Raw genomic sequence first — 25,445 nt, 5'->3', positions numbered from 1 at the left:
AAACCCGATCCATGTCTGTTATCGATGTCCATCGCGCCCATTCCCTTGATAAAGATCATGCCCGTCAGGCGGCGGAAACCCTGGCCGAGGATCTGTCGAAGCAGTTCGATGTAAATTATCAATGGGAAGGGGATCATCTCAGGTTCAAGCGCAGCGGCGTGAAGGGCCATCTGAACATTACCGACACCGACCTCCATGTTCATCTGGAGCTGGGGATGATGTTGCGGCCGTTCAAATCCCGCATTGAGCAGGAGATCCATTCCCAGCTGGATCAGATACTGAAGGTTTGAACTGGGCGGGTGCCCTTAAAGGTCGCGCGGTAGGTCGAAAGGCTCCGGGTGACCCTTCAGGATGTTCTCCAGCACCTTTCTCTCCCGCGTAACCAGGCGGTCGATCAGTCGTTCCACATCGTCCATTTTGCGGAAAGCAGAATAGCCCCGATGCAGGAAACTGTGCAGGTCACTCAGGTCCGCCATTTCCGCAGGTGTACGGCTCATGGTCAGCAACCAGCCGAGGGTTCGGTTGCGGACGTATCGATCCAGTTGCCGTCCAACCTTTGCCACCAGGGTAATCTGGCGTTCACGTTGCTCCAGGCGTTGGCTGGAGCGAAAGAGCCGGCAATAGTCGTCCGTGCTCAGAGACGCAGGGGCGAGGCCATGGTTATGGCAGAGTTCCGCCAGCTCCAGGTCCAGTTGCTGGGTGATCAGGTTCAGCTCCACCAGTCCGGCAAAGGTATCCAGCAGATTGTCCGGCAACCACTTCACCATTTTCGGGAAGACCCGGTCGATGTTGTCGTCGCGCCGGGTCATGCCGGCAGGTGCGTACAGGTCGGTGAGCAGGAATTCGAGGCCGGTGTGGTAACCGGGGTGCCGGTACAGGTCCTCGTGAGTGGCCTTCAGCCGTTCCGCCTGCCAGTCGGCGATCAGGAACGTGTGTTCCAGCAGAGGGTGGGCGACCTTGTGCTGGCGAAAATCATGGTAGTCCAGCAATATTTGCTGTAAGCGGCGGGCGCTGTCGGACTGGACGCTGGTGGCGACAAGGCGCTCTCGATACATGGGGGTGACGCTCCACTGAACCTGGATTGGAAGCGGGCCAGTTTAGCGGAGCCAAAGCCTTTGTGCAGCAACCTCAGCCCTGGGCTGCGGTGGGCAGGGTCTCAAACCCGGGTACCCATTCCTTGCTGTCGAGGATGATGAAGTGGCTGGGGGCCTCGGTTTCAACGATACGCATGGTGGTCGGGCTCTGGCGCGCACTGGCCAGCATGGCCTGGCGATCAAGGATGCGATCCACTGCGGGAATCAGGAAGGTGCCATAGCGGATCTTGCTATAGACACTGGCGTCTGTGCGCTCCATCCACGCCATGAGGTCCTCAATGTTGCGGACGATGGTCAGGTGGTCCTTGGTGGCGGAGAACAGTTTGGCCAGTAGCTGCTTCTTGCGGGGATTCATCTTGCCGAAAAAGGTCTGGCCATAAGCGGACGACGGCGCGCTGTTGATCAGGCGGATCAGCCAGGGCCACATACCGTGACTCACCGGTTCCAGGATGGCTGTTACCAGGGCGGAAAGCCGGCCATCGGGCAGTACCGGCGCTTCCAGGACCACTTCGACATTTTCGTACAGTTCCGGCCATTGCTGGATGGCCTCAAGGATGACTGCTCCGCCGCGGGAGTGGCCGTGTACGCGAATGTTATCGGTCGCTGGCAGATTTGCCAGCGCCTGGTTGAGAATGCAGGCGTCGTACTCGACAGTCCCATCCAGGTACTTGATGGGCACTTCCCAGTCCGGTGATTCGGGTGTTACGCCATTGACCGGAATATGGTAGTTGCTGCAGGTGAGCAGGATCAGTTCGGTAGTGGGCGCCTCGTAGGCCTGGGTGAAGTAACAGTGGTTTTCCAGAAAGCCGTGTACGCCAATAACAGTCTGCTCCGCCTTGCCGCTGTGGTTGCGGACGGAGACCGCCCCGGTGCCCACACGGTAGACGCGGCCCGAGAACATCTCGGAATAGGCGCTCTCAATGGGTTTGATCAGTTTGCGTACGTGGCTCGCTTTCATAACTGCTCTCCTCCAGCACCCGGTGTTTGCCTGTTGTTGGTCTCGATCGGTGCTGGTAATTCAGTTGTACCGCTTTATGCTGCGACATATATTGGCACTGGTTACCATTTTTACGCCCAGTTGCGGCCAATAGACGTTTGTCTAAGGGGGCGTAAAGGCACGTCGGGTGCCTCATAACCATTTCATTAATCCTTATTCCCAGTATAGAAGTGATAGGTTGTAGCAGTGTAACGTTTTGTAATCACCTGGAGCCTGCCCTTATATGGAGCCGTCAGTGCTTGTCTGGCACAATGCAGGGTCGTTTAACCATTTCTTGCTGAATTTACCCGGGGACAGTCAGGTTTGAGTCAAAAGGAATCGCATCTGCTGTTGCCTGTGGATTCAGCATGGCTGGCCCTGGAGCGCCCGGAAAACCCCATGACCATCACCGTCATGCTGCGGGTGGAAGGGCTGACGGAAGCGCGTTTCCAGGAGTTCCTTCAGATCTACTGGCTGGCCTGGGCCCGTTTTCGCTTCATGCCCGTGCGCCGCGCCCCGGCCTGGTGGTGGGAAGAGGACCCGGTGTTCTCGCTACACCATCATCTAGAAGTAGTGCATGGGGAGTTTGACCCTCAGGCACTACAGGACTGGGTATCTGCCCGCCTGAACCAGCCCCTGCCAGACTACCGGCCCCTCTGGAAGTTCTGGCTGCTACCGGATACCGATGGCGGCGCTGCCCTGTTGCTGCGAATGCACCACTGTTACGCCGACGGGCTCTCGTTACTGGGTATTTTCGAGCGCCTTTGCCCACCCTCACCACAGCAGGCACCTGTGCTTTATGGCGCGCCGGAACAGGCAGATATGGGGCGGTGGGGGCGTGCGGCCAACGCCTGGTTGCGCGAACTGGCTGCCAGTGAGACCCCAGAACTCGAGGTGGCACAGGAAGGGGGCATCCCCGGCAATGGCGGCACCGCGGGCCGCAACGCTCTGGAACGGGCGACCTGGAAAAGCCTGAAACTGGTGAACGAACTCAGCCAGTTCCTGGTTGAACCGGAGGATACGGCTTCGTCCCTGAAACGGTCGCTGCTGGGGCGGCGCCAGTGCCGCTGGTCGCCTCCGGTGTCACTTGAGCGCTTCCGCTACATCGCACGAGTTACCGGCGTTACCATCAACGATGTGCTGCTCAGTTGTGTGGCTTCAGCCGTCCGCAAGCGGCTTGTGGCCGATGACACCGACATGGATGAAGCGGTGCTACACGCCGCAGTGCCGGTGGATATCCGCAGCCGCCTGCCGGAGGACGTCAAGCCGGAACCCGGCACATTGGGTAATTACTTCGGCACCGTTTTCGTGCCTTTGCCCGTGGATGGTGAGAGTTCGCTGGAACGGCTTTTTCGCATCAAGCATGAAACCCGAAAACTCAAGAAAAGCTGGCAACCGGGCCTCTCCTGGGCACTGACCGGCAGTGCCTCGCTTATTCCTGAAGCCTGGCGCCAGCCCGTAGCAGACCTGTTTTACCGCAAGGCCAGCGCGGTGGTGTCGAACGTGCCGGGTACACGGGATGAACGCTACCTGGCTGGTTGCCGCATCCTGGAACAGATGTTCTGGGTACCCCAGGCCGGCGATATCGGGCTTGGAGTCAGCATTGTCAGCTACGCCGGCCAGGTCCAGTTCGGTGTCGTGGCTGACGAGGCCGTTCTGGCCCACCCCGAAAGGTTCCTGGACGACTGCCTGCAAGAGCTCGATCTCTTCCCTTCCTGACAGGTAGTAATCCCAAAGTTCTGTTTTCACAGCCTCCTAAAAGATCAGAAAACCTGCCCCCTTGGCGCATTTCCCACTCCCGCTGCTTCATCGACCATTGAATTCAGGCGAGAGAGTACGCCTGAGGCACGGGTCATCACCCGTTGCTCCACACCCAGATTCAACAAAAACCGGGGGAAATATGAACAACAACAATTTCAGAAAGTCAGGGCTCGCTTTAGCAATGGCTGCCGCCATGGGGGCCAGCGCAGGCGCCAATGCAGCGATCGAAGTTTACAGCGAAGACGGTACCAGCTTCTCGGTGGACGGCTATTTCAACGCGTTCTATGTGAACCGTGACGACAAGCTGAATGACGTACGCAATTCGGACGTCAAGATGGGTTTCCTGCCCAACACCATCGGTTTCAACTTCAGCAAAGAGATGGGTGATCTTACCCTGGGTGGCAGGTCTTCTTTCTGGTCCACCATCAACGACAGCCTGCAGTCACCCACCGACACCGCGATCGACGTACGCCAGCTCTACGCCACCGTGGACGGGTCGTTCGGCCAGGTTCTGATTGGTAAGGATTTTGGTTTGTATGCCCGGTCCAATATTTTCCTGGACGAAATTCTCATGGGCTTCGGTTCCCCGGGCGCGGCAACCGGTGTTTCTTTCGGCAATATCCGTACCGGTTACCCCTATCCGAATCCCTCTGCGCAGATCACCTACCGGACTCCGGATATGGGTGGCCTGAAGGTCGCTGCGGGTATTTTTGAACCTGCCGATACCACGCCGGGTGCGCAGTCCGAGCAGTCGGCACCCCGTTTTGAAGCGGAGCTGACCTATGCTGCCGATCTTGGTGGCGTCGCGCTGACCGGTTGGGTCAACGGCCGTCATCAGAGTTCAGAGAATGCGACCACTGAAGTGGACAGCCAGGGCGTGGGCTACGGTCTCAAAGCCTCGGTGGCGGGTCTTTCGCTAACCGCATCGGGCTTTACTTCCGAAGGTGATGTTCCGGTATTGATTACAGATGCGGCCCTTGCATCGGAAGAGGATGCTGACGGGTATCTGGTGCAGGGTTCCTACACTCTGGGCGCCAATCGTTTCGTGGTCTCCTATGGCGAAACAGACTCTGATCAGGGCGATTTTGAGACCGAAAACACCTCCTTTGCGGTATTTCATGACGTGAACAGCAACTTCAAGCTGGTGGGCGAATACAACATGTTTGAGCAGACCGTAAAGTCCACCGGTGGTGATGCCGCAGAATTCGATACCCTGGCGCTGGGTGCTGTCATCACGTTCTAAGCGTCATTTGATGGGGTAGTCTCTCTCAAACGCTGGGACGGATTCCTGGCGTGCGGAGGCCACTTCTAAGACTAAAGTGCCGGTTTGCTTCCCTGCAAACCGGCAGCGCTGACAGGCATTGATCAGGGAGGTTATTAAATCAATGGCTTACGATCATTTTGGCGCACCCATTAAAAGCACTGAAGTCGCATTGGCTCCGTTTGCAGAAGCCGTAGAATCGGTACAAAGCCATACGGTTGCGGAGCGCGCCTTCATGAAGCCAGCCACCACGTTGCCTGCAGTCAGGGTAGCCAGTTCCGACGCACGTGACCCCATGCTGGCGGCCACTTACCTTGCCAGCCAGCTCAGCCACGATCATCTTGGTTGTGTCCTGTTTTTTTGCTCTGCTGAATACGATCTTGAACGCCTGGGTATGGCGCTGGAGCAGGTGTTTTCGGGGATCCGGGTCAGCGGTTGTACGTCCGCCGGTGAAATCACCCCGGAGGGTTATGGCCGGGGCTGCATTACTGCCATAGGGTTTGATCGTCGTTACTTTTCGATCGATTATGCGCTGATCAGTGAACTGGACAGCTTTACCCTACAGGACGCTCAAAGCGTGATCGATGGTCTTCTGGCCACCTGCCGGGATGCTCGCCTGGCGCCCATAAAGGGCAACACGTTTGCTATCACCCTCCTGGACGGATTGTCGAGCCGCGAAGAACTGGTGTTGGCTACTCTTAATGCCGCCCTGGGCACCATTCCCCAGTTTGGCGGCTCGGCCGGGGACGATGAGCGCCTGGCCAATACCCACGTTTTCTTCGATGGCCGGTTTCACACCGGTGCAGCCACTGTGATGCTGGTGAACACGCCGCTGGATTTCCGGGTGTTTTCCACTCACCACATGGAGGCCCGAAGCGAAAAGCTGGTGGTCACCGATGCTGATGCCAAGAGCCGCACGGTTTATGAGTTGAATGCGGAGCCGGCAGCGGAAGCCTATGCCCGGGCAGTAGGTGTGAGCGTAGAAGAACTGGACCGTAAGGTTTTTGCACTGCGGCCCATGGGGGTACGGATTGGTGGCCATTACTTTGTCCGCTCGGTGCAGCGGGTGAATGCCGACAAGAGCCTGACGTTCTACTGTGCTGTGGAAACCGGCATTGTCATGACGGCCATGGAGCCCGGGTCATTGCTGGACAGTGTACGCACCCAGATTGAAGCCTCTGAGCGAGTGGTGGGGCCACCCCTGGTCACCATCGGTTGTGACTGTTTCCTACGACGCCTGGAGGCGGAACTGACCGGTGTGGCGGATGAGGTGTCTGGGTTCCTACGGCACCACAAGGTCATCGGCTTCAATACCTATGGTGAGCAGTTCGATGGTATGCACATAAATCAAACGTTCACGGGGGTGGTGATTGGCCAGCCTGATGTCGGATACGGTCATAACTGAGGCTGACGCTGAAAGCAGCAGGGAGCAGCGTATTGCTGAACTGGAGGCGGAGAACGAACGCCTGCGGAAAATCCGGGATGCCCTGATTGTGCGGGTGGAATCCGGTTCAGCTCATAAGCCGGAGCCCTATGCGGTGTTCGAGCATTCGGTGGTGCTGGCGGAGCAGGTGCGCGAACGTACTGAAGCCCTCAACCAGACCATGGACGAGCTCAAGGGCAGCAACAAGGCCCTGAGTCGTGCCCGTGAAGAGGCTGAAACAACCCGCCAGCGCCTGGTGGATGCCATCGAAAGCATCGCCGACGGCTTTGTTCTCTTTGATCATCAGCACCGCCTGGTTCAGTGTAATAGCCGGTTCCGCAGCTACTGGCAACACTCTGGTGTGGAAGTGCCGCCCACTGGTGCCTCCATCGCTGAAGTGAAGGAGCAGGCAATCAGGTCCGGGCTGGTTGTGGAAGAGCATGTCAACGCCTCGTCAGAGGGTGTGGTTTTCCTTCTGGCCAATGATCGGTGGGTCCAGATGACCGAACGGCCGACCCGGGAAGGGGGCCTGGTGGTACTTTATTCGGATATCACCGACGTCAAGAACAGCGAAATGGCGCGCCGCATCAAGGCGCTCGAGGAAAGTGAGCGCTGGATACGGGTGGTTACCGATCATGTACCTGCGCTGATTGCCTATGTCGGCGCCGACATGACCGTGCAGTTCTGTAATAAGGTCTACGAAGCCTGGTACGTCCGACAAGGCGAATCCCCGCTGGGCAAGCACCTGCAGGAGGTTCACCAGTCTGAGCTTTATCAGCGGCTTCTGCCCCACGTCGAGAAAGTTCTGGAGGGCAGCAGCGTCAATTTTGAGTTCGAGGAAACCAACGACACCGGGGAGTCACGCTACATGCTCCGTGCGTACGTGCCCAATGTGGACACGGAAGGCCAGGTGACTGGTTTCTTTGTGCTGATCCGGGATATCACAGAGCGCCGCAAAACCGCCCTGGCGCTGGAGCAGGCCTACGACGACCTGGAGCGGCGGGTAAAGGAGCGCACTGCGGCACTGACCGGGCTGAACAACCAGCTGCGGCAGGAAATAGACGAACGGGCGGCGGTAGAGGCCAGGCTGCGGGATGCCAAGATGGATGCCGAGCGTGCGAATCTTTCCAAGACGAAGTTCCTGGCTGCAGTGAGCCACGACCTGTTGCAGCCTCTGAACGCTGCCCGTCTGTTCACCAGTGCCTTGCTGGAACACTCGTTCGGCCCCAAGGCTGAGGGGCTTGTTCGCTCGGTCAGTACGTCCCTGGACGATGTGGAAAACCTGCTGGGCACCCTGGTGGATATTTCCAAGCTGGACGCCGGCGTGATCAAGCCGGATATAATGGCGTTTGACCTGCGGGATCTGCTCAACAATATTGCGCGGGAGTTTCGTCAGATGGCCATGGCAGAAGGGCTGACGCTCGACTTTGTGGCTTCATCAGCGATCGTGGAGTCCGATTCGCAGTTGCTGGCGCGAATTCTCCGTAACTTCCTGACCAATGCCATCCGTTACACCGGTGAAGGGCGAATCCTGTTGGGCTGTCGCCGGCGTGCTGATCATATACTGCTGCAAGTGTGGGACACCGGGCCGGGTATTCCGGCGGACAAACTCACCGAGATATTCCAGGAGTTCAAACGCATCCGCCCTGCCGGAGCGCAACCGGACAAGGGGCTCGGCCTGGGACTGGCGATAGTGGACAAGATTTCCCGAATGCTGGGCCACGAAGTGACGGTGTCTTCGGTGGAGGGCAAAGGCTCGGTCTTCAGTGTAAAGGTGCCGACAGGGAAGTTACTGCCCAAACGACCGACGCCGGATAGTGAGCGGGCTGTTTCAACCCACAGCGGCCTGGGTGGCGCCAGAATCTGGGTCATTGATAACGATCACGCCATCTGCCAGGGAATGCAGACGCTGCTGGAAGGCTGGGATTGCCAGGTGATTTCTGCCGTTTCCCTGGAAGATCTGGAACGCCAGCTGGACCCGGCCGAAAGCCCGGTGGACCTGATTCTGGCGGACTACCACCTGGATAACGACGAGAACGGCGTGGACGTTGTAGCCAATATCAACGGTCGCCGGCATTGCCCTGCACCTGTGGTGATGATTACCGCCAATTACACCAACGAGTTGAAGCAGCATATTCGTGAGTTGGGGTATGTGCTGATGAACAAGCCGGTCAAACCGTTGAAGTTGCGGAGTGCGTTGAATCACCTGCTGAGGGGGTGACCTCCTACCGCTTCAGATACTGACTGAAATCCACATCACTGGCGGATAGAATCGCCTGCACCCGGTTATGAACCCCGAGCTTGCGCAATATCGCCGACACATGGGCTTTCACCGTGGTCTCGGCGATGTTCAGGTTGTAGGCAATCTGCTTGTTGGACTCGCCCTTGGACATGCGTTCCAGCACCAGCAACTGGCGGCGGGTGAGGGAGTTCAGCAGTTCCGGTGAAATCGGGTTGTCCTCGTGGCGACTGCGGCGATTGCTGGTGCTTTCCTTACCGGTACGGATGATATCCGAGGGCAGGTAGACGTTGCCGTTGAGGATCTGCTGGATGGCTTCAGTCATCTGGGCGCGGGGCGACGATTTGGTAATGAATCCGCAGGCGCCGTAGGTGATGGCCTGGAGCACCACCTGTTTGTCTTCCTCCGCAGACACAATCACCACCGGAATGGTGGGGGCCTCGTTACGCAGGGATATCAGACCGTTCAGGCCATGCATGCCGGGCATGTTCAGATCCAGCAGGATAAGATCGAGATCGTCATTCTCGCGGGTAATCTCCAGGGCACTGTCCAGGTCCGCCGTTTCGATGATTTCACTGCCGCTGAAGCCTGATGAGATCACGCTGCTGATGGCTTCACGGAAAAGCGGGTGATCGTCGGCGATCAGGATCTTGTAGGCGGGTTCCATCGATGGCTCCACCGGTTTATTGTCGTTATGTGGGGTTGTTTCCGATGCATGATAACGCTTTTCGGAAGAGAGTGCGGCATCGAGCTCATTAAGCATAGCGGCCTCCTGTTCAAAGAATCTCCGGAATCGGAATCCATCCTCTGGTTATTATTGTGATGGTTTCATTACACGCTATCTGCGCCTCAGGTTGAATGCGACCATCGCACCAAAAAACAGGCACCAAAGTACTATTCTTGCACGGCGGCGGGCTTCGTATCGTGGAAGGATGAACCTACAACCAATAACAACGTCTGTTCCCGAGCTAGTCGCTGCCAGCGCGCGCTCCGTCCTGCTGGCAGTGTCGGCCCTGTTGTTCGTCTTTCTGCTGGCAGGCTTCGCCCACGCCAGTGACAGAGCCCCGGCGCCACTGCCAGTGCTGTCCGTCAGCGTGTTGCAATTCGGCACTGCACACTGGGAACTGGACCACATACTGCACCAGGGGCTGGACCAGAAAAACGGCTATCGCCTCGAACTGAAGCTGGTGGCCAATCTTCCTGCTTCCCGCCTGGCCGTGACCAGCGGATCGGTAAACGGTGCTGTCGCTGACCTGCTGTGGGCGCAGGCACGTTTCCAGGCGGGAACGCCCTACCGGTATGTGCCCTTCTCATCCCGGATTGGCGACATCGTGGTACCAGAGGGCTCTGACATTCACTCCGTGTCCGATCTTGCCGGCAAGCGCATTGGCGTTGCGGGCGGCCCCGACAGCAAGGGCTGGATACTGCTTCAGAAAGTGGCTGACCAACAGGGCATCAGCCTGAATCTATCCGCCGACGTCCAGTTCGCGGCCCCGCCACTACTGAGCCAGGCCCTGAAACGGAAGCAGGTGGACGTGATTGTTACCTACTGGCATTTTGCCGCCCGCCTGAGAGGGGAGGGAGGCTGGCGCTCCGCCTTTGGCATGGCAGACTTGCTGACCGCCCTGGATCTGGACCGGGCCCTGCCCGTGTTGGGCTATGTGTTCCCGGCGGATTGGGCCCAAGAGCATAGCCCACTGATTGATCGCTTTGCAGCTTCCCTGCATCAGGCGAAGGCGGAACTGGCGCAAGACGAATCACACTGGCAGCGGTTGCGGCCAAGAATGGGCAACCCGGAAGACGGAGTGTTTGAAGCCCTGCGTGAGGGTTTTATTGCCGGTACCCCTGCACCCCAGACTGATCAGCGGATTGCCGATCTGCATCGGCTACTCGAACTCACCGGTGCCGATGCGAACAGGCTGATGACGGCGGACCTGTTCCACCGGAGGCCGCTGTGAGCAACCTTTCCAGCCGCCCGCCGGTCTGGAGCTACTGGGTGGTCCTGCCGTCGTTTGTCCTGCTCTGGGCGCTGGTTGCCTCGTTCCTCAAAACCCCTTTGTTACCCACACCTCTCCACGTTCTCGATACCCTTATCCGGGAATCTGCCTCTGGCGAACTCTGGCATCATCTGAGTGCCACTCTCGGTCGCGTTATCGTGGCGTTTATCCTGTCCATGCTTCTTGGTACTGCGATAGGTGTTGTCATGGGCCGCTCAAAAACCGCCAATGCATTGTTTGACCCCATGCTGGTGCTGCTGCTCAACCTGCCGGCGCTGGTTACCATCATCCTGATGTACGTCTGGTTCGGCCTGGTGGAAGTGGCTGCGGTGATGGCCGTGGTGATCAACAAGGTGCCCAATGTAGCGGTGACCGTCCGTGAGGGCGCGCGAAGCCTCGATTACCGGCTCGAAGAAATGGCAACAGTTTACGACTTCACCCGCTGGCAGCGCTTTCGTGACGTATGGGTGCCGCAACTCTTTCCCTATTTGATGGCCGCCACTCGCGGCGGGCTCGCCCTGATCTGGAAAATCGTGCTGGTGGTGGAGTTGCTGGGCCGCTCGGATGGCATTGGCTTCCAGCTGCACCTGGCTTTCCAGATATTCGACGTAGCCGCCATTCTCGCCTACAGCCTGACATTTATTGCCGTGGTCCAGCTCATCGAGCTGATCATCCTCCAGCCTCTTGAACATCGTTCCAGCCGCTGGCGCCAGCCGGAGGCTACCCATGCTTGAATTGCGGATCGCAGGGCGCAGCTATGGTCAACCGGTGCTGGGGGAGGTGTTTGCGACCATCGAGCGGGGGGATCGAATCTGTCTGCTGGGGCCGTCTGGTATTGGTAAAACGACTCTGCTGAATGCGATTGCGGGGCTTGATAAAACCATTCCGGCGGAAGCCATTATTGGTCAAGAAAAACTGAAGGTGGGTTACCTGTTCCAGGAGCATCGACTGCTGCCCTGGCGCACACTGAGCGCCAACCTCCAGTTGGCCGGTGCCACGCCCCGGGAAGCGGAAGTCCATCTTGCCAGTGTAGGGCTGGAGGGATATGGCCATTACCTGCCGGACCAGCTTTCCCTGGGGATGGCGCGGAGAGCTGCGCTTGCGCGTTGCCTCGCTGTAAAACCCGACTTGTTACTGCTGGACGAGCCTTTTGCCTCGCTTGATCCGGTAATGGCCGGTGAATTGAAAGTGCTGATAGCCGGGCTTCTCGACGCCAATCCGGGCATGGCGATGATCTGCGTGACGCACGACGGTGGGGATGCGGAAATTCTGGCCAATCGGTTGTGGTATCTGGATGGCAAGCCGGCCCAATTGCAGTGGGATGATGTGGTTGGAGAGCCTCGGCTGCTCAACGCCCTCCTTGGCAAGCTGCGAGATCCAGAGGGGTTTGGTCTGGTTTGATTGCAGAATCGTGACACTCGAATTGTTGCGTATGCAAAACATCGGCTAACATGGCCGGCTTGTCTCTTACCGTCAACAAGGAGTGCTGACGATGGGCTTTATGGACCTGGTCCCGGTCTGGGACTTGAAGGCCTACCACCTTCCCCGTATTGAATCCCCCTTTATTAGCGCCAGTATGGCCAGGCGTCTTGTGCAAGCCGATGGCAGTATCGTCCCCTCAAACGTGGCATCGACGATTCGTGCTGGTTCCAGTGACCGCAACCACCTGGCTGATATCGTTTACCAGGCAGTCGCCGACTGTCGGCTGATGCTTGTTCATACCGGTTCGGACCGACCCTTATCGCCCATGGTTGCCTGGCAGACGGACGAGAGCCTGCCTGCTGGCGGTCGCTGGCGGATAAACGGTAGCGGAATCAGTTCCCCCTACGGAATCAGAAAGGCCGTTGAAGAACTCAATGCTTGCGACATTACCCCGGAAAAACTGCGGCAGTATCATCCCCATGGCATTGGTGGGTTGGGGGTGGGCCTGTTTTCGGCAAACTACCGCCAGTGGGAGCGGTCCGAGCAGGCGTCGCAAAGTGGACCGGCGGATCACCGCCTGAGCTTGCCCCTTGGGGCAGCCGTCTCGGTGGCTCCGCTGAAGGCTGCACCTGGCACTGAAAATCAAAGAGATTCTGCCGAAACCTCCTCTCGCAAAGTACACCTGGAAGTGGGGATATTCACTGACGGAACCATGAACAACGCCGCCAATGTTCGGTCTTTTGCGGAACAGTTGGAGCAGGATTGCCTGGCACCCTACGAAAATGACGAGATTGGTCGGGAGGAGTGTGAGTGGCGCCTCTCGATGTTGATGGGCGGCAGTTATGCGAATGCAGTTACCAATGTGGCGAAGCTGCGAGACCTGTACATAGAGGGCGAGGTTGAGTTCAACGAAAAGATAATCTACCAGCGACAGGTCTACGCCCCAGGCGCGGGGACAAAAACTGGAGATAGCGATAAATGGTATGGCGCAGCCACAGGTATGGGTGAGGCGGGCATCATCCAGCAGGTTAATTATGCCTTTTCTGAGCTGATTTTTTTGGTGCAAGAGGACATGCAAGGTCAGGTTATTGACAAGTTGACCGTTGACCTTTTCGGCTTCAGTCGAGGAGCTGCGGCGGCACGCCATGCGGTCCACGAGATCAACCAGGGAGAGGATGGTCTACTGGGCAGGCGATTTGTGGAGAACGGTATCCTCTGGCCAGCGCAGGTGGAGATCCGCTTCGTGGGATTATTTGACTCTGTCGCCGCCGTAGTTAATCCGGCGGCTGGTGACCTGTTTGCTCACAACGACCGAAACCACCCCGTTAAGCTCTATCTGGAGCCGGGTAAGGTTGGCAAAGTGGTGCATCTAACCGCGGCCCATGAGCACCGTGAAAACTTTGCACTTAACAGTGTAAGAAGCCAAGACGGCTCCCTTCCAGCCAACTTTCGGGAGATCACTCTGCCGGGTGTCCATTCCGATATTGGTGGTGGGTATGGCGACAGCCAGAGGGAGGAAGTACTACTAAGCCCTATGCTGGAAGTGCCTCGGAATCGCATGCGGTGGCCGGAAAAAACTGCGCAATGGGATAACCTCAATGCCCAGCGGCAACAGGTAGCGGCCCAGGGTTGGATCGGTCCCTATAATCTGCAGGTCAGGCAGTCGGATCAATTGCAGGCATGGCCGAGGGATCTGGGTTCTGAAGGTCCCGCACGACTGGATATTGTTACCCAGCGCTATGATCATCCGGCACCGGATGGCCGGATAGAGCTGGTGTTGCGGATGCTGCGACAGGTTCGTGGAGAGTATTCTCGAGTGGCTATGATGTTGATGCATCATATGGCCACGAGCAACAACGTACCGCTAAGAGACGTTGACACGAGGAAAGCTGGCAATAGCCTGCCCGAAGAACTGGAACCGATCTTTTCGCAAATCCGGGAGCAGGTTTCCGAAGGCAATGATGCGCCCTCTCTCGGCGCCAAAGACCTGGACGTATTGCTCCAGCGCTATATTCATCACTCGGCAAACTACAACAGCATTGAGGCCCAGATAGCGGAATGGCCTGCAAAGTTAGGCGTGGTGTTTCCTAATGCGCCCGCGTCTTCCCGGAAGCGCCTCGTATATCCTCAGAAGGAGGGGGAATGATGATTCGCAGAGTATTGGCTATTGCTGTTTTAGCGTTACTTGTCAGCGGGTGCGCTACCTCGCCAAAGGAGGAAATCCCTTGGGGTATAAAAATAGTAGCCCCTGAGCACTATGATATTTGGGGTATAAACATGTTCCTTGAGAAGACCGGGGAGCGGAGCTGGCGTGCGCCTGTCGGTTATGTAAGTTGTTGCTGGAAAGGTCCGCGCGGCCCAAGTGGCTCGCGCCACAGGCTTGACCCTTTTCCGGAATTGATCCTCATTCACTGGTTTTCGTTCGCTGAGCAGAAGTACTACTCCAAATTGATCGAAGTGCCGCCTGATCTACAAGAGCGAATGCGAAAGCCGGCAATTTATAAGACCCAAGTGGATGTTAGGTCAGGACCTCGTCACACCATGGCTGTTGGCCTGGCCCCCGGAGGTACGGTGGTGGTCTGGATTATGAACCAGATCGGCAACGAGGTAGAAGTCATGCGCATGAAGGCGACTGAGGTCCCGGGTGATCCGGACGATTTCGAGGTGGGAACCCGAAACTACCTGGCGGAGCATGGCGACTACCTAGAAGAACACGGCATACCAACGGATGGTTGGTAGTTTGCCAACCACTCACTACAAGAGAGAGCGGCTACCCGCCTGCTGAGGACACCCCGGTCAGGCGGGGTTGGTCCCCAGTATCTTCGTCCGCTGGGGCCGGAACCCGGCTGTGGCCAGTAATGCAAGAACGATAGTCACACCAGCGGTGAGGCCAAAGGCCATCGGGTTCCACTCCAGATAGAGCGAAAACCGGATGGCCTCCACCGCATGGGTAAATGGGTTGAACTGGCAGATCCAGTAGAGCCAGGGGCTGGCTTCGTTCATACGCCATAGCGGATACAGGGCGGATGACATAAAGAACATCGGGAAGATGACAAAGTTCATTACCCCGGCAAAGTTCTCCAGCTGTTTGATCCAGGTGGCAATCAGCAGGCCCAGGGCGCCGAGCATCAGACTGGTCAGGATAAGGGCGGGCAGTACTGCGAGATAGCCCCACAGTGGCGGTTCCACATCTACCAGCAACGCCAGCACCAGGAATACATACACCTGCCCCACCGACACTGCGCCCATCGCCAGCAACTTCGTCACCAGTAGAAAGGGCCGCGGCAGCGGGCTCATCAGCAATACCCGCATACTGCCCAGTTCCCGGTCGTACACCATGGAGAGGGCTCCCTGCATGCTGTTAAACAGGATGATCATTCCGCACAGCCCGGGGGCGATGTAGGTCTCATAGGTGATGTAGGTCTGGTAGGGCGGAATAATGGAAATGCCCAGCACCGCCCGGAAGCCGGCGGCAAACACCACCAGCCATAGCAGCGGTCGCACCAGCGCGCTGGCGAAGCGGGTACGTTGCTGCCAGAAGCGCAGCCATTCCCGGGTCTGGATACCCACGAAGCAGTGCCAGTAATGGGCCGCTTTCATATCAGCCGGCTCCTGTCAGGGTGTGAAAGGTTTCCGCCAGGTCACGGGTGCCTTCGGCTTCGCAGATGTCATTCCCCGCGCCGTCGGCCAGCAGTTTTCCTTCATGGAGGATCAGCACCCGGTCTTCCGGACGCACCTCTTCGATCAGGTGCGTGGCCCAGAGCACCGTCAGGCCATCGGCTTCACAGAGCATGCGTACATGATCGTTGAGCCCCCGGCGGCTGGCCACATCCAGCCCGACCGTGGGTTCATCCAGCAGCAACAGGGAAGGTTCGTGGAGCAGGGCGCGGGCGATCTCCACCCGCCGGCGGTGGCCGCCGTTGAGTTTTCGCACCGGTTCGTTCGCCCGTTCAAGCAGTTGGAAACGTGTCAGCTCCCGGTCGCCCCGCAGCCGGGCCTCTTTGTGTGAAAGGCCATGAAGCGCGGCGTGATAGAGCAGGTTCTGGCGTACGGTCAGGTCCAGGTCCAGGGCATTCTGCTGGAACACCACGCCGATCTGGCGCATGGCCCCGGCGGGTTGTTTCTTCAAAGACTGCCCGGCCATCAGCACATCCCCCTGCTGCAGGGCGAGTAGCCGCGTCAGTAACCCGAACAGCGTGGACTTGCCGGCGCCGTTGGGGCCCAGCAGCGCATGAAAACCGCCAGAGGTTAGCGCGAAGCTGACCTCCCTGAGCACTGGCTTGTCGCCGTAGCGAAAGCTGAGGTTGCGGGCTTCAATGGTCATGAAGTGGGATCGATGACCACACCCCATGGGAAGCGGCCCACCTTGATGGATTTGATCACCTTCAGGCCTTCGACATCGATGACGGATACGTCACTGGATACGCCGTTGGTGGTGTAGAGAAACTTCTCGTCCTTATCCAGATCCAGCTGCCAGACCCTTGCGCCCACCAGCAGGTAATCCAGGACTTCGTAGGTCTGGGCATCAACCACTGCGACGTGGTTGGAGGGGCCGAGAGCCACAAAAGCGTACTTGCCATCAGAGGTGAGCTCGATGCCAACCGGCTGCACCCGATCCTGGGGCACACCCTTGATCTTGAAATCGATCTGCTTGATCTCTTCAATGGTATCCACATCGAAGATGTGCACAGTGCCGCCGATCTCCGCTGAGGCCCAGGCAATCTTGCTGTCTTTGTTGAACTCGACGTGGCGCGGGCGCTGGCCCACCACGGTGTTCTTCTCGATCTCGAAGGTTTCGGTGTTGATCCAGTGCAGCATGCTGGAGGTTTCGCTGGTGTTCACCGCCCACTTGCCGTCCGGGCTGACGGCCATGCCCTCAGGTTCCACGCCGACATCAATCTGGGCCAGAACGTCCTTGGTTTCCACATCCACCACGGTGACGATGGCATCGTCTTCATTGGCGATGTAGAGGTGGCGGTTGTTGGGGTGCAGGGCAAACTGCTCGGGGTCCTCGCCGGAGGGCAGGGTGTCGATGATCTTGCGGGTGGCGAGGTCCAGTACCTGAACGGTGTCGTCATCACTGGCGCAGATATACAGTTTGGTGTGATCTTTGGATAGCAGGATGCCTCTTGGTCGGGCCCCGACATCAATGGTATCCACCACTTCCTGGGTGGCGGTGTCGATTATCGAGAGAGTGTTGTCCTTCTCGTTAGACACATAGGCCAGGCTTGCCAGCGCCTGGCCGGAAAGCCCGATGGCGGCCGCCAGCGTTGCAATCTTGAAGGTATTTTTCATGGTCAGTGTTCCTTCTTGTTTTTCAGTAGGGTCAATTGATCCGGCAGTCGCTCTCCGGCCTGTCGTAGCCAAGGGTGTCCAGTTCGGAATCACGGTGTAAGAAGCCTTCCAGTGGCGGTGTCGCAACTAGGCCCTGCGGATGAACCAGTGGGATTGGCTGGCGGAGCTGGCCGTTCCATGGGCGGTAAGTCAGCTTGCGGCCCTTGAAGGCCGCGAGCTGGAAATCGTCGGAAAACAAGTACTCGCGGATGTTTGAGTGACCCGCTTCACTGAGCCCGGTCACTGTGGTGCCAATGGAGCGGATGGCGGCCCAGGCGGCATAATCCTCGCTGTACATGTCACGATCCGCCAGTTCCCGGAAACGGTTCTGCAGCTGCGCAGCGCCCCAGGCCTCAACCACCCGGTGCCAGGCTTCCGGGCCCATGCCCTGGGTGCCCACCACCGGGCGCGGCAGCCAGGTGTTGAAGGGCACGTATTCGCCGAAGTCACCACGCACATCGGCGACCACCACGGCGTCGTAATCGCTGGCCTGGGTGAACGCGGGCAGCTCCTTTGAGGCAGTGCGACGCAAATCTGAATCGAAGGTCCAGGGCTTGTCCGCAACTATTTCCAGGCCAAAGCGTTTGCTGGCGCGGCGGAAGGCATCGGCCCAGGCTTTGTCCTGGTCAGTGGGGCCGGTAATCAGGAACACTTCCTTCCAGCGCCGCATGTTAAGCCACTGGGCAAGGGCATCGGTCAGCATGGCGTAGGAGGGGATGGTGTGCAGGACGTTGGGCTGACACTCGCCGATTCGCAGAGCATCATCAGAGGCACCGGCGTTGAACAGCAGTGCCTTGTCGCCCGCCCGCTTTGCCATTGCCTGCAGTGTATCCGCAGGAACGCGAGTCACAAGCAGATCAATGCCGTTCTTCAGCATCTCTTCGAGAGCGGCCATAGCGCCCTCTTCATCGCTGGCCATGACGGACTCCAGGGCATAGTTCTGGTCGAGGAATTTGCCCGTGGCGTTGTTATCGGCGATGCCCAGCTCAGCGCCCCGAAGGCCGGCATCTTCCGGTTCGGGGGTGACATTGGAGAGCACGGGCCCCTGGTCGGGCAGCCAGTGGATGTAGCCGACCTTCACGTCGAGAGCTGCTGCTGAAGCCGGTGCCAGTAGCCAGCTACAGAACACCGAGGTTATCAGTAGCCTGCCTTTGAAACCCATTGTGCCGTCCTCTGTGTATGTATTTTTGTTCTTGCCTCCAGCTTAGAGAACGGAGATAGCCGTCGAAATATTCAGAAAGTAGGAAACTGGCGGTACTAAAGAACTATTCTTCTGGCCCTCTTGCGGTAATGCCTCTTGAACCTACTACCAAGGAACTAGAACGAAGGCGCCAAAGTGGCATTCTGATCGCTATGGCGTGTTCCTAGACTTGGATGAGGTAGCTGGCAATGCATTTACAACAAACAGCCAGCGCACGGGGATTCAAAACAGAGGTATAACAACATGTCAGTTTCTTTTTCATTAAAGGCCCTGGTTGCCGCCGGCCTGCTGGCGAGTGCAGGTTTCGCCATGTCTCATGGGGACGTTACGCCTCAGGAAGTGGACACCGGGGACTTACCCAATCTTGGCAAGGAAGCGCTGACGGAAAATCCATTCAGAGAAGGGAATGAGCACAGCGATAAGCATACCGAGGCCGTCAAGGTAGGTAAGAGCGGTTACGCAGGTAATTGCGCCGTCTGTCACGGCATTGAAGCCATGTCCGGCGGGCTGACTCCTGACCTGAGGGAATTGACCGAATGGGATGACGAATACTTTATCGGTCGTGTCATGAACGGCACCGGGCGGGGCATGCCGTCGTTCAAGGAAAATCTGGATCAGACTGCCATCTGGGCTATCAAGACCTACATTGAATCGGTTTCCCAGCCTGAATAAAGGGCGAGGTGCGTTCTTCAAGGTTGGAATTTCCGGGAGGTGAGTTTATGAAGTCAGCTTGTCATGCCTTGATGCTGGTGCTTTTGCTTGTGGGAATCAGCCAGGTGCAGGCTCAACAATCCCGCAGCCTGATTCCGGACCGGACCCTGGATATTGTGCAGGATTCAGGTTATCTGAATGTCGGCATGTATAAAGATTTCCCACCCTACTCCTACGAGGAGGACGGGGAGGTTCGTGGTGTGGATGCTGACCTCGGCCGACGTATCGCGGAGGGTCTGGGTGTGGAGTTTCGCCCTTACTGGATTATTCCGGATGAAAACCTGGGGGACGACCTGCGTAACCATATCTGGAAGGGGCATTACCTGGCAAAAACCCGCATTGCGGACATTATGATGCGCGTGCCCTACGACAGCACCTTCAAGTATATGCGGGATTCCACCGGCGAGATGATCAACGAACAGGTGGTGTTTTTCGGCCCCTATCAGCAGGAGCGCTGGCAGATTGCCTTTGATACAAACCGCCTGGACGGCGTTGAAACCGTTGCGGTGTTTCAGTACCACCCGATCGGTGTAGAGATCGATACGCTTCCGGCCACCTATCTGACGTCCGCGTTTGGTGGCCGGCTGAGAAACCAGGTTCATCATTATAAGAACGTCAGTGTAGCGTTCGATGCCATGGAGCAGGGCGAGATTGCCGGCGTTATGGGTATGCGCGCGGAAATCGAACACCAACTAGGGGCCCATGAGGGCAAGGGTTTCACCAAGGCAGGGAATGGCTTTCCCGGCATGACCAAACAGGTGTGGGACGTAGGCCTGGCGGTGCGCCATACCCACAGGGCCCTAGGCTATGCCATCGGGGCTATTGTAGATGGCATGGTCAGATCCGGAGAAATGGTCGAGCTCTATGCCACCCATGGGCTTTCCTACAGTCGCCCCGGATATTACGACGAAATTCTTGGCCCCGAAGAGAGCGGGGAATAAACCGTTACGGCCCGCTGAGCCCGCCAAGTGCGGGCTTTTTTTGTGGGGGTCTTACTACCAAGTGATGAGAAAACCTGTTCTGGCGATTAATTGTTGGGATTGCGTGTGAGGCCAAGAATGGGGTTTAGAGGCGGGAAGAATTCCCGGTTCACTGGAAATACTGACAACAAGAGACTTTGGAGAGCGCAACCATGAGATCGAATTCGTTCGGTAAACAGTTTACTGCGAGTGCCCTGGCGCTGGCTGTATCCCTGGGGGCCCATGCGGTCACCGATGAAGACATCCTGAATGACCAGGACACTGTGGATGACATCGTAAGCTATGGTATGGGCGTTCAGGGCCAGCGTTTCAGCCCGATGACGGCCCTTAACACAGACAACGTCCAGTATCTGCAGCCAGCATGGGCGTTCTCATTTGGTGGCGAGAAGCAGCGGGGCCAGGAGTCTCAGCCGCTGGTCAAGGACGGCGTCATGTACGTGACTGCCTCCTACTCCCGTATCTACGCCATTGAGGCGCGTACCGGCGAAGAAATCTGGCAGTACGACGCTCGCCTGCCGGATGGCATCATGCCCTGTTGTGACGTAGTCAACCGTGGCGCCGCTCTGTACGACGACAAAGTCATCTTCGGTACCCTGGACGCCAAGCTTGTGGCCCTGAACAAGGACACCGGCAAGGTTGTCTGGATCAAGAAAGTGGCCGATTACCAGGCTGGCTATTCCATGACGGCAGCCCCGCTGATCGTCAAGGGCAAGCTGATTACTGGTGTGTCCGGCGGCGAATTTGGCATTGTCGGCAAGGTTGAAGCCCGCGACCCGAACACCGGCGACCTGTTGTGGATGCGGCCGACGGTGGAAGGCCACATGGGTTACGTCTACAAGGACGGCAAGGAAATTGAAAACGGTATCTCCGGTGGCGAAGCCGGCAAGACCTGGCCTGGCGACATGTGGAAAACCGGTGGCGCAGCGACATGGCTGGGTGGCACCTATGATCCCGATACCGACTCGCTGTTCTTCGGCACCGGTAACCCGGCACCATGGAATTCGCACCTGCGCCCTGGTGACAACCTGTTCTCCTCCTCTCGCGTGGCCATTGACCCGGATGATGGCAGCATCAAGTGGCACTTCCAGACCACGCCCAACGATGGCTGGGATTACGACGGTGTCAACGAGCTGATCTCGTTTGATTACGAAGATAACGGCAAGACCGTCAAGGCCGCTGCTACTGCGGACCGTAACGGCTTCTTCTACGTGCTGAACCGTGAGAACGGCGACTTTATCCGCGGCTTTCCGTTTGTTGACAAGATCACCTGGGCCGAAGGCCTGAATGACGATGGCAGCCCCATCTACAACACCGAGAACGGTCGCCCGGGTAATCCGGCGGATGCCGACGGCGAAAAAGGTGAAACGGTTGTGGCCTTCCCGGCCTTCCTGGGTGGCAAGAACTGGATGCCCATGGCCTACAGCAAGGACACTGGCCTGTTCTATGTGCCTTCCAACGAATGGTCCATGGATATCTGGAACGAGCCGGTTTCCTACAAGAAAGGTGCCGCCTACCTGGGTGCCGGTTTTACCATCAAGCCGGCAAATGATGAATTCATTGGTGTTCTGCGCGCCATGGATCCGAAGACCGGTGAAGAAGTCTGGCGCTACAACAACCCGGCTCCGCTGTGGGGTGGGGTGCTGGCAACAGCAGGCAACCTGGTCTTTACCGGCACGCCGGAAGGCTACCTGAAAGCGTTTGACGCAAAAACCGGTGAAGAGCTCTACAAGTTCAATACCGGTACCGGTGTTGTGGGTACGCCCGTGACCTGGGAAATGGACGGGGAACAGTACGTGTCCATCTCCACGGGTTGGGGCGGGGCGGTGCCTCTCTGGGGTGGTGAAGTGGCCAGGGTGGTCAAGGACTTCAACCAGGGTGGAACAGTCTGGACCTTCAGGCTGCCGAGCGATCGGGTTGCCAGTAACTGAGCGAGTGTAGTACCCGTTTTTATCGGGGTTTTCGGGGCTGCCTTTGGGCAGCCCCTTTTTTGTTGGAGCTGTTCCCTGGTTGATCAGGCTGCCTGATGGCGGGCAGTCTCGGCAACCGACTCGTTGATGTCCTCGAACAGTTTGCTGTCGGCCTGGCCAATGGGCAGGTCGTAGGTGATTGTCGCGCCAAAGGCTTCGGGGTCATGTGGGTCCCGCCGAACCTTGTCGAACACCAATAACCGGGTGCCCAGGTAGAAGCCTTCCTTGAGATCATGGGTAACCATGAAAATAGTGGTGCCCGTCTCCCGCCAAAGCTTAAGCAGCAGATCGTGCATGTCCTTGCGGATACCCGGGTCGAGCGCGCCAAAGGGTTCGTCCAGCAGCAATACTCGCGGGCGCATGATCAGGGACTGGGCAATGGCCAGGCGTTGTTGCATGCCGCCAGAAAGTTCGTGGGGCCACTTGTTGGCGGAGGCCTCCAGACCAACCGATGTCAGCATCGCGTCCACCTTTTCCAGAGCTGAGCGCCGGGCGCGGCCAAAAAGCTTGCCAAGCCACGGCTTCTGCTCCAGCTCCAGGGCCATCAGCACATTCTGGCGCACGGTCAGGTGCGGGAAGACCGAGTAGCGCTGGAACACGATGCCCCGGTTGCGGTCGGGCTCCCCTGGAAAGGCTTCGCCCTCAAGCAGTAACTGGCCACGGCTCGGTGTTTCCTGCCCCAGGAGCATTTTCAGGAAGGTGGATTTACCGCATCCTGAAGCTCCTACCAGAGTACAGAATTCGCCCTGTTTCACGCTCAGGTTCAGGTTTTCCAGTACCACCAGATCGCCATATTCTTTCCAGAGGTTATTAACTGTTATAAAGCTCATCAGTGGCCTCCTGCGTTGTACCAAGGGAACAGCCTGCGGTTGGCCAGCCGCAGACACTGGTCGATAACGATGGCAAGAATGGTAATCCAGATGACATAGGGCAGGATCACATCCATGGCGAGATAGCGCCGCACCAGGAAGATTCGGTAACCCAGGCCTTCGGTGGAGGCGATGGCTTCCGCGGCGATCAGGAACAGCCAGGCCGGGCCCAGGCTGAGGCGCACGGAGTCGATCAGGCGGGGTAGTACCTGAGGCAGCACCATGCGGGTAATGACCTGCCAGGTATTGGCCCCGAGGGTCTGGATCTTGATCAGCTGCTCACCGGGCAACTCCCGCACCCGCTGCGCCACATCGCGCATCATGATCGGTGCCGTGCCGATCACAATCAGCATGACCTTGGAGAGCTCTCCAAGGCCGAATACGATAAACAGGATGGGTAATATCGCCAGGGGAGGAACCATGGAGAGTGCCGATACCAGTGGCGCGAGGTTGGCACGGATCAGGGGCAGGGCGCCATTCAGGATGCCGATCACCAATGCCAGAGACGCGGCGATAGTCACTCCGATGCCCAGGCGCTGCAGGCTGGCGGTTGTATCCTGCCACATCAGATAGTCACCGCTGCGCCGGTCTTCCTGAAAGGCCATGCGATCGACCGCCGCTGTCATCTGTTCCAGGCCGGGCAACAGTTTGTCGTTGGGGTTCTCCGCCAGGCGCTCCTGGGACGCAAGGCTGTAGATCAGCATGATCAACAGAAAGGGCAGCAGGCCGAGCAGAGTGGCGGAAACCCGTCCTGGGTGGCGGTTGATCATTCGCATAGGTTGTCTCCTCTGGTCACACAACACGGCACGTTCATCGCGGGCAACAGCCTCCCTTGCGATTCAGTCTCCCGGGCTTTTGTCCCGCCGTGTAACCTCCCAGAGGTCGGTGACTCTCGGACCAGTCATCCGCGCACCTTCTACATGCATGCCCGGACCGGAACCCTAGTCACCCATTTTGTCCGCTGTGTTCGCCGCGTGGTTTGCGGTGTTGCTGTGAACGGATCGGGGTTATTAAACTCGTCTGTCCGGATCAGTGCAGGTGGCGTGCCAGCTTCGTAAAAGGGGCATAATTGGGGCGATCCGGACTGATCGGGAGCGAAACGACGCACCATTAATGTGCATGGCAGGTGTGGGTGCACAGTCATGGGCCCTTCGTGCTGAGAAGCGATTGTGCAGCGCCAAGAATCTTCTGGTGACTTTGGGTCTCCCTCCCGGGGCCACCGGCAATATGCCCCCAATCAGAAGTCAGGGGGTCAAAGGTTGCTCCCGGCATTTGCCGGGCATCCTGCAGGGCATCCTCAACTGTGAAGTAGAGGTCGGTGCTGCCTGGCATCACCCGGGTCGGCATGGTGAGCGAAGCGAGTGCGGTCTGGTAGTCGCCCTCAAACATTGGGTTGTCACTGATGTCGCCACGCTGCCAAGTGCTCAGCGCCGACAGCAGGTTATTGGCATCCTGGCCCAAATGGTCATCCTCCCAGAAGCGCAACAGAGCCTCGCTGGAATCGAATCCCAGGCATCGCCAGAGCTCGCTACGGAAGAACGCCTGGGAATAAGCCCAGCCCGCGTATACCCGGCCAAATGCCCTGAGCCCGCGCCGTGGTGGACTCTGGTAATGGCCTTCCTGGAAGTTCTGGTCGCAGGTGAGGGCGGCTTTAACACCCTCCAGAAAAACCTGGTTGTGGGGGTAGCAGCGGGCCGTGCAGCAGGTGGCCAGCACTCCCCGAACCTGCTCAGGAAACAGGCAACCCCATTGCAGCGCCTGCATGCCGCCCATGGACCACCCCATCACCAGGGCAATGCCGGCGCCACCGAAGACTTCGTCCACGAGCAGCTTCTGCAGCATCACATTGTCGTAAAGACTGATCTCAGGAAAACCGGGCCCGGCCTGTTGGCCCTGGGTATTCGATGGAGATGAAGATTCCCCTGCCCCCAGCATTGAGGGAATGACAATGCAGTATTTGTCCGGATTCAGCGGGCTATCACTGCCAACCCAGGGATGATTGCCTGCGGCTGCACCACCATAGTACGTGGGCAGCAGGATGAGGTTGTCTTTTGGTGCATTCAACTTCCCGATCTGATGGTAATGCAGGCGAGCCGAGTTCAGTGTTGCCCCGCTCGAAAGGAGCAGGTCTCCTGCTTCAAAATCATCTTCAAGCCATTGTTTATCATTCATTTATAGCCCCTCTGCTCATGCCGTCTTCAGGCTCAGAA

The 25,445-nt window shown here is 58.0% G+C and carries 23 protein-coding genes and 1 riboswitch; of the genes, 13 read left to right on the top strand and 10 right to left on the bottom strand.

Translation table 11 applies throughout. The annotated features are described in order from the left end of the window. Window positions 1-11: 11 nt before the first annotated feature. Window positions 12-290: a polyhydroxyalkanoic acid system family protein gene (locus FO268_RS04795; protein ID WP_150990290.1), complete on the top strand. Its 279-nt coding sequence runs from the start codon at window positions 12-14 to the stop codon at window positions 288-290. A gap of 15 nt (window positions 291-305) precedes the next feature. On the opposite strand, the gene FO268_RS04790 is transcribed toward FO268_RS04795, so the two are convergent. Next, window positions 306-1,055, bottom strand: a complete 750-nt coding sequence (locus tag FO268_RS04790; protein ID WP_150990288.1) for an FFLEELY motif protein — start codon at window positions 1,053-1,055, stop codon at window positions 306-308. Between the two features lie 73 nt (window positions 1,056-1,128). Then, the gene (locus FO268_RS04785; protein ID WP_150990286.1) at window positions 1,129-2,052 is read right to left on the bottom strand and encodes an alpha/beta hydrolase; all 924 of its coding nucleotides are present in this window, start codon (window positions 2,050-2,052) and stop codon (window positions 1,129-1,131) included. 342 nt (window positions 2,053-2,394) lie between these two features. Here FO268_RS04785 and FO268_RS04780 point away from each other — a divergent pair, with 342 nt between their 5' ends. The 4 genes from FO268_RS04780 (at window position 2,395) to FO268_RS04765 (ending at window position 8,736) form a co-directional block, all read left to right on the top strand. Further along, window positions 2,395-3,789 carry a WS/DGAT domain-containing protein gene (locus FO268_RS04780; protein ID WP_150990284.1) on the top strand — a complete coding sequence of 465 codons (1,395 nt, stop codon included), beginning with the start codon at window positions 2,395-2,397 and terminating at the stop codon, window positions 3,787-3,789. Window positions 3,790-3,970: 181 nt separating this feature from the next. Next, window positions 3,971-5,074, top strand: coding sequence for a porin (locus FO268_RS04775; protein ID WP_150990282.1), 1,104 nt, complete (start codon window positions 3,971-3,973; stop codon window positions 5,072-5,074). Between the two features lie 253 nt (window positions 5,075-5,327). Beyond that, entirely contained in the window at window positions 5,328-6,497 is a 1,170-nt protein-coding gene (nosP, locus tag FO268_RS04770) for a nitric oxide-sensing protein NosP (RefSeq protein ID WP_150991678.1), read from the top strand. Continuing rightward, the gene (locus FO268_RS04765) at window positions 6,475-8,736 is read left to right on the top strand and encodes a PAS domain-containing hybrid sensor histidine kinase/response regulator (protein WP_150991674.1); all 2,262 of its coding nucleotides are present in this window, start codon (window positions 6,475-6,477) and stop codon (window positions 8,734-8,736) included. The genes nosP and FO268_RS04765 overlap by 23 nt, the downstream gene beginning before the upstream one ends. Before the next feature lie 4 nt (window positions 8,737-8,740). On the opposite strand, the gene FO268_RS04760 is transcribed toward FO268_RS04765, so the two are convergent. Next, on the bottom strand, window positions 8,741-9,421 hold the full coding sequence (locus FO268_RS04760) for a response regulator (protein ID WP_150991671.1): 681 nt from the start codon (window positions 9,419-9,421) through the stop codon (window positions 8,741-8,743). A gap of 265 nt (window positions 9,422-9,686) precedes the next feature. Here FO268_RS04760 and FO268_RS04755 point away from each other — a divergent pair, with 265 nt between their 5' ends. The 5 genes from FO268_RS04755 to FO268_RS04735 all read left to right on the top strand — a co-directional run bounded on the left by FO268_RS04755 (window position 9,687) and on the right by FO268_RS04735 (window position 14,912). After that, a complete protein-coding gene (locus FO268_RS04755; protein ID WP_150990280.1) occupies window positions 9,687-10,712 on the top strand; it encodes an ABC transporter substrate-binding protein in 1,026 nt (341 codons plus the stop codon). Next, the gene (locus FO268_RS04750; RefSeq protein WP_150990278.1) at window positions 10,709-11,485 is read left to right on the top strand and encodes an ABC transporter permease; all 777 of its coding nucleotides are present in this window, start codon (window positions 10,709-10,711) and stop codon (window positions 11,483-11,485) included. Before FO268_RS04755 ends, FO268_RS04750 begins: the two co-directional genes overlap by 4 nt. After that, entirely contained in the window at window positions 11,478-12,152 is a 675-nt protein-coding gene (locus tag FO268_RS04745) for an ATP-binding cassette domain-containing protein (RefSeq protein ID WP_150990276.1), read from the top strand. The genes FO268_RS04750 and FO268_RS04745 overlap by 8 nt, the downstream gene beginning before the upstream one ends. Before the next feature lie 91 nt (window positions 12,153-12,243). Continuing rightward, window positions 12,244-14,319: a T6SS phospholipase effector Tle1-like catalytic domain-containing protein gene (locus FO268_RS04740; RefSeq protein ID WP_150990274.1), complete on the top strand. Its 2,076-nt coding sequence runs from the start codon at window positions 12,244-12,246 to the stop codon at window positions 14,317-14,319. After that, window positions 14,316-14,912 (top strand): DUF2931 family protein, encoded by a 597-nt coding sequence (locus tag FO268_RS04735; protein WP_318527287.1) that lies wholly within the window; start codon window positions 14,316-14,318, stop codon window positions 14,910-14,912. Before FO268_RS04740 ends, FO268_RS04735 begins: the two co-directional genes overlap by 4 nt. A gap of 57 nt (window positions 14,913-14,969) precedes the next feature. Here FO268_RS04735 and FO268_RS04730 read toward each other — a convergent pair whose 3' ends face one another. Genes FO268_RS04730 through FO268_RS04715 form a run of 4 tightly spaced genes read right to left on the bottom strand, consistent with a single transcriptional unit; the run spans window position 14,970 to window position 18,669 of the window. Next, window positions 14,970-15,773, bottom strand: coding sequence for an ABC transporter permease (locus FO268_RS04730; protein ID WP_150990272.1), 804 nt, complete (start codon window positions 15,771-15,773; stop codon window positions 14,970-14,972). A 1-nt stretch (window position 15,774) separates the two neighbouring features. After that, the gene (locus FO268_RS04725) at window positions 15,775-16,497 is read right to left on the bottom strand and encodes an ABC transporter ATP-binding protein (RefSeq protein WP_150991665.1); all 723 of its coding nucleotides are present in this window, start codon (window positions 16,495-16,497) and stop codon (window positions 15,775-15,777) included. Beyond that, window positions 16,494-17,468: a YVTN family beta-propeller repeat protein gene (locus FO268_RS04720; RefSeq protein WP_150990270.1), complete on the bottom strand. Its 975-nt coding sequence runs from the start codon at window positions 17,466-17,468 to the stop codon at window positions 16,494-16,496. The genes FO268_RS04725 and FO268_RS04720 overlap by 4 nt, the downstream gene beginning before the upstream one ends. Before the next feature lie 31 nt (window positions 17,469-17,499). Next, window positions 17,500-18,669, bottom strand: a complete 1,170-nt coding sequence (locus FO268_RS04715) for an ABC transporter substrate-binding protein (protein WP_150990268.1) — start codon at window positions 18,667-18,669, stop codon at window positions 17,500-17,502. A gap of 282 nt (window positions 18,670-18,951) precedes the next feature. On the opposite strand from FO268_RS04715, the gene pedF reads away from it, so the two are divergent. The 3 genes from pedF (at window position 18,952) to FO268_RS04700 (ending at window position 22,327) form a co-directional block, all read left to right on the top strand. After that, entirely contained in the window at window positions 18,952-19,380 is a 429-nt protein-coding gene (gene pedF, locus FO268_RS04710) for a cytochrome c-550 PedF (RefSeq protein WP_150990266.1), read from the top strand. A 47-nt stretch (window positions 19,381-19,427) separates the two neighbouring features. Further along, window positions 19,428-20,360 carry a substrate-binding periplasmic protein gene (locus tag FO268_RS04705; protein ID WP_150990264.1) on the top strand — a complete coding sequence of 311 codons (933 nt, stop codon included), beginning with the start codon at window positions 19,428-19,430 and terminating at the stop codon, window positions 20,358-20,360. Window positions 20,361-20,551: 191 nt separating this feature from the next. Continuing rightward, window positions 20,552-22,327: a PQQ-dependent methanol/ethanol family dehydrogenase gene (locus FO268_RS04700; RefSeq protein WP_150990262.1), complete on the top strand. Its 1,776-nt coding sequence runs from the start codon at window positions 20,552-20,554 to the stop codon at window positions 22,325-22,327. Window positions 22,328-22,410: 83 nt separating this feature from the next. Here the strand turns inward: FO268_RS04700 and FO268_RS04695 are convergent, their stop codons facing one another. The 3 genes from FO268_RS04695 to FO268_RS04685 all read right to left on the bottom strand — a co-directional run bounded on the left by FO268_RS04695 (window position 22,411) and on the right by FO268_RS04685 (window position 25,407). Then, complete coding sequence (locus tag FO268_RS04695; RefSeq protein ID WP_150990260.1) at window positions 22,411-23,196, bottom strand: ABC transporter ATP-binding protein; 786 nt, start codon at window positions 23,194-23,196, stop codon at window positions 22,411-22,413. Further along, window positions 23,196-24,011, bottom strand: coding sequence for an ABC transporter permease (locus FO268_RS04690; protein WP_150990259.1), 816 nt, complete (start codon window positions 24,009-24,011; stop codon window positions 23,196-23,198). Before FO268_RS04690 ends, FO268_RS04695 begins: the two co-directional genes overlap by 1 nt. 66 nt (window positions 24,012-24,077) lie before the next feature. Further along, window positions 24,078-24,191, bottom strand: a riboswitch (guanidine-I (ykkC/yxkD leader). Between the two features lie 184 nt (window positions 24,192-24,375). Next, window positions 24,376-25,407, bottom strand: coding sequence for an alpha/beta fold hydrolase (locus FO268_RS04685; protein WP_150990257.1), 1,032 nt, complete (start codon window positions 25,405-25,407; stop codon window positions 24,376-24,378). Between the last annotated feature and the right edge of the window lie 38 nt (window positions 25,408-25,445).

The organism is Marinobacter denitrificans (assembly GCF_008795955.1).
Lineage (GTDB): Bacteria > Pseudomonadota > Gammaproteobacteria > Pseudomonadales > Oleiphilaceae > Marinobacter > Marinobacter denitrificans.
Note: the sequence above shows the minus strand (reverse complement) of the source record. Positions and strands in the feature narration are given on the sequence as shown.